Origin of the sequence: Geobacillus sp., assembly GCF_017515625.1 — a bacterium.
Classification (GTDB): Bacteria; Bacillota; Bacilli; order Bacillales; family Anoxybacillaceae; genus Geobacillus; species Geobacillus stearothermophilus.
On record NZ_JAFWFM010000132.1, the window covers coordinates 1 to 4,146 of the forward strand.

General features: G+C 55.4%; 5 protein-coding genes. All 5 read right to left on the reverse strand.

Annotated features, from left to right (window positions below; genetic code table 11):
- The coding region (gene dxr, locus IKE44_RS08260) for a 1-deoxy-D-xylulose-5-phosphate reductoisomerase (RefSeq protein ID WP_287465587.1) at positions 1-1,089 on the reverse strand (1,089 nt) is incomplete at its 3' end.
- A 20-nt stretch (positions 1,090-1,109) separates the two neighbouring features.
- Positions 1,110-1,904, reverse strand: a complete 795-nt coding sequence (locus IKE44_RS08265) for a phosphatidate cytidylyltransferase (protein ID WP_287465582.1) — start codon at positions 1,902-1,904, stop codon at positions 1,110-1,112.
- Entirely contained in the window at positions 1,901-2,674 is a 774-nt protein-coding gene (locus IKE44_RS08270; RefSeq protein WP_287465585.1) for an undecaprenyl pyrophosphate synthase, read from the reverse strand. The genes IKE44_RS08265 and IKE44_RS08270 overlap by 4 nt, the downstream gene beginning before the upstream one ends.
- 82 nt (positions 2,675-2,756) lie before the next feature.
- A complete protein-coding gene (frr, locus tag IKE44_RS08275; protein WP_033008096.1) occupies positions 2,757-3,314 on the reverse strand; it encodes a ribosome recycling factor in 558 nt (185 codons plus the stop codon).
- A 2-nt stretch (positions 3,315-3,316) separates the two neighbouring features.
- Entirely contained in the window at positions 3,317-4,039 is a 723-nt protein-coding gene (gene pyrH, locus IKE44_RS08280; protein WP_033008098.1) for a UMP kinase, read from the reverse strand.
- Positions 4,040-4,146: the final 107 nt, after the last annotated feature.

Genomic DNA, 4,146 nt, shown 5'->3' on the forward strand with positions numbered 1-4,146 from the left:
AAGCTGCGGATCGTCCACCGGCTGATGGCGCTCAAGAGCGCGCTCGATCCACTCCTCGATGGCCAAAAACGGAATGCGTCCGGCTAAAAACGCCGCCACCGCTTCCTCATTGGCGGCATTCAACACCGTCGGCAGCGAGCCGCCGCGTTTTCCAGCTTCATAGGCAAAGCGGAGGCAGCGGTAACGGTCAAAATCGACCGGGGCGAAATGGAGCGCCCCAAGCGCAGCCAAATCGAGCGGCTTGGCCGCCGCAAGCGGCAGCCGCTCCGGATAGGCGAGCGCGTATTGAATCGGGATGCGCATATCCGGCGTGCCCAACTGGGCTAAGATGCTCGTGTCGCGAAACTCGACGAGCGAATGGATGACGCTTTCTCGGTGCAGCACGACCTCGATCCGCTCATACGGCAGCCCAAACAGCCAATGCGCTTCAATGACTTCAAACCCTTTGTTCATCATTGTGGCGGAATCAATCGTAATTTTCGCCCCCATCGACCAATTCGGATGGCGAAGCGCTTCTTCGACCGTCACATGAGCGAGCTCTTCGCGCGTCCGATCGCGAAAGCTCCCGCCCGACGCGGTCAGAATCAGCTTCTCCACGTGTTCACGCTTTTCCCCTTGCAAGCATTGAAAAATGGCGGAATGCTCGCTGTCAACCGGCAACAGCGGCACACCGCGCCGCTTGGCTGCCGCCGTGACAAGATGCCCGGCAACGACAAGCGTCTCTTTATTGGCGAGAGCGATCGTCTTCCCGGCTTCAATCGCTTTTAATGTCGGCACGAGGCCGACGCTGCCGACGACGGCGGTGACAACGACGTCCGCCTGCGGGCAAATAGCCGCCTCCACCAACCCTTCCTCTCCGTACACGACTGCAGTCCGCCCGCTGTACTCGCAGCGAAGCACTTCGTAAGCGTCTCGGTCGGTGACAGCGACAAGAACAGGGGAAAACTCAGCAATCAGCTTTCTTGCCGCTTCCACATTTTTCCCAACCGATGCCGCCGCCAGACGAAACTTGTCCGGATGAGCGCGCATGACATCGAGCGTTTGCTGGCCGATCGATCCGCTCGCCCCTAATATACTAATATATTTCAACATTTTCACTCCTCATCCGCTTATCGTACTGCTTCGATGAATATGTATAAGAGCGGCAGCACAAACAGCAGACTGTCGAACCGGTCCAAAATGCCGCCATGCCCCGGCAAAATCGCCCCCGAATCCTTCACGCCGTAATGGCGTTTGAAAGCGGACTCGACCAAGTCGCCAAGCTGGCCGAACATCGAAAGCAAAAGCGCAATCCCCACAGCTACGCCAAGGCTGCCGAACGGGCCGACTGTCCATTCGTAAACGGCCGCGATGACAACAGCGCAGACGACGCCGCCAATGGCGCCTTCGACTGTCTTATTCGGGCTGATTTCCGGCCATAGCTTGCGCCGGCCGAACGCGCGGCCGAGAAAATACGCTCCGATGTCGGTCGCCCAAATGACAAACAGCGCGTAGACGAAGTACGCCAAGCCGGTCAAGCGGATCGCGGCGAAGCAGAAAAACCCGACGCCAACATACAAAACCGCCAGCACGACAAATGCCGCCTCATCAAACGTCAGCGCATTTTTTGTCACGACGGTGCCGACAAGCAGCAAAAAAGCGAGCGCGGCCAGCACACCGAACTTTGTCGTCCCGGACGCCAGCCATTCTTGGTCGTAAAGAGCGGGAACAAGCAGGAGCCAAAGGGCGGCAAACCCGGCGGCCCCAGCGAAAGACAACGGGGACATCCCTTTCATCCGCAGCAGCTCAAACAGTCCGACCGTGGCCAATATATATGTTACTATTATAAACGGAAATCCGCCAAAAATAACAATCGGCAAAAAGAGCGCCGCCGCTATGACTCCGGTGATGATTCGCTGCTTCATCGCGCTGACACTCCTCCAAACCGGCGGTCGCGGCGCTGGTAGGCAGCGATCGCCTCTAGAAAATGTTGCTCCGTAAAATCCGGCCATAAGACATCCGTAAACCAAAGTTCCGTATACGCCAATTGCCAAAGCATGAAATTGCTCAGGCGGATCTCTCCGCTTGTGCGAATGAGCAAGTCCGGATCTTTCAGGCCGTTCGTCATCAAGTATGAGGAAATGAGCGGCTCCGTAATATCGTCCGGCGCGAGCACCCCGCGCTCGACATCCTCAGCGATCCGCTTTACAGCGGCGGCAATCTCCGCCCGGCTTCCGTAATTGAGCGCAAAGTTTAAAATTAAGCCGGTGTTGCCGCTCGTTTCGTGAATCGCTTGCTCAACTGCCCGGCGCGTATGATCGGGCAACGCCTCCGTATGACCGATCACTTGGACTTTGACATTTTCGGCGACGAGCTCGGGAAGAAACGTCGTCAAAAACTGTTCCGGCAGCTTCATTAAATAGTCGACGTCCGTTTTCGGCCGTTTCCAGTTTTCCGTCGAAAACGCGTAAAGCGATAAAATTTCGATCCCAAGCTCATTGGCAAAACGGGTGATTTTGCGCACGACTTGCATGCCTTCGTAATGGCCGGCCACCCTCGGCAGCGCCCGTTTTTTTGCCCATCTCCCGTTCCCATCCATAATGATGGCAACATGGTTCGGAATCGGATGGCCAAGCACATCCTCTTTTGTCAGCGGGGCATCTTCCCGCTTCGCTTTTCGGATTTTATTAAACATACGAGTCCTCCGGGATCGTGTTTTGCCTTTCCATTATAGCAAAAAAACCCTCCATCAACATAGAGGGTTTGCATCGTTTTGCCTATACTTCCATAACTTCTTTCTCTTTCTCTTTTGTGATGGCGTCGATTTTGGCGATATGGTCATCGGTCAGTTTTTGCACATCATCAGTGTAGCTGCGAAGTTCGTCTTCCGTAATTTCGCCGTTTTTCTCGAGCTTTTTCAGCTCGTCGTTCGCGTCGCGGCGGATGTTGCGAACCGCGACTTTCGCATCTTCCGAATATTTTTTGACAAGCTTGGCCAGCTCACGGCGCCGCTCTTCCGTCAACGGCGGAATGACAAGGCGGATGACCGATCCGTCGTTTGATGGCGTCAACCCTAAATCCGATGCTAAAATCGCTTTTTCCATCTCTTTGATGACCGATTTGTCGTACGGCTGGATGACGAGCAGGCGCGCTTCCGGCACGCTGATCGAAGCAAGCTGGTTGATCGGCGTTTGGACGCCGTAATAATCAACCGTCACTTTTTCGAGCAGCCCGGCGTTCGCCCGTCCGGCGCGAATGCTTGCCAGCTCGCGGGTGAATGCTTGCACGGCCTTATCCATTTTTTCTTTCGCCTGTTGAATCACTTGCTTTGCCATCGTTATTTCCCCCTTACGATCGTTCCGATGTTTTCGCCTAAGACAGCGCGTTTAATGTTGCCTTCTTCCATGATTGAAAAGACGATAAGCGGAATGTTGTTGTCCATGCAAAGCGATGAAGCAGTCGAATCCATGACGCCAAGCCCTTGCTTGATGACGTCCAAGTACGACAGCTCGTCGTACTTAACAGCGTTGGCGTCAACGTTCGGATCGGCGCTGTAGACGCCGTCGACGTTGTTTTTCGCCATTAAAATGACGTCCGCTTCAATTTCCGCCGCCCGCAAGGCCGCCGTCGTATCGGTCGAAAAATACGGGTTGCCCGTGCCGGCAGCAAAAATGACGACCCGCTTTTTCTCAAGATGGCGGATCGCCCGCCGGCGGATGTACGGCTCGGCGACTTGCCGCATTTCAATCGACGTCTGCACCCGCGTCTCGACGCCGAGCTGCTCGAGGCTGTCCTGCAGGGCAAGCGAGTTCATCACCGTCGCCAACATCCCCATATAATCGGCTGTCGCCCGGTCCATCCCCATTTCGCTTCCCGTTTTTCCGCGCCAAATGTTGCCGCCGCCGACCACGATGGCGATTTCCACGCCAAGCTCAGCCACTTCTTTCACTTGTCTGGCGATCGACTGGATCACCGCCGGCTGAATGCCAAACCCTTGCTTTCCGGCGAGCGCTTCCCCGCTTAATTTTAATACGACACGTCGATATTTTGGCTGTTCCATGTCCGACCTCCATGATGCAAATCGCTTTGAAAAACAGGGAACACGCGCGTGTTCCCTGTTGCGGTCCATCACTGCTTTCTGACTTGGCTCATGACTTCTTCAGCGAA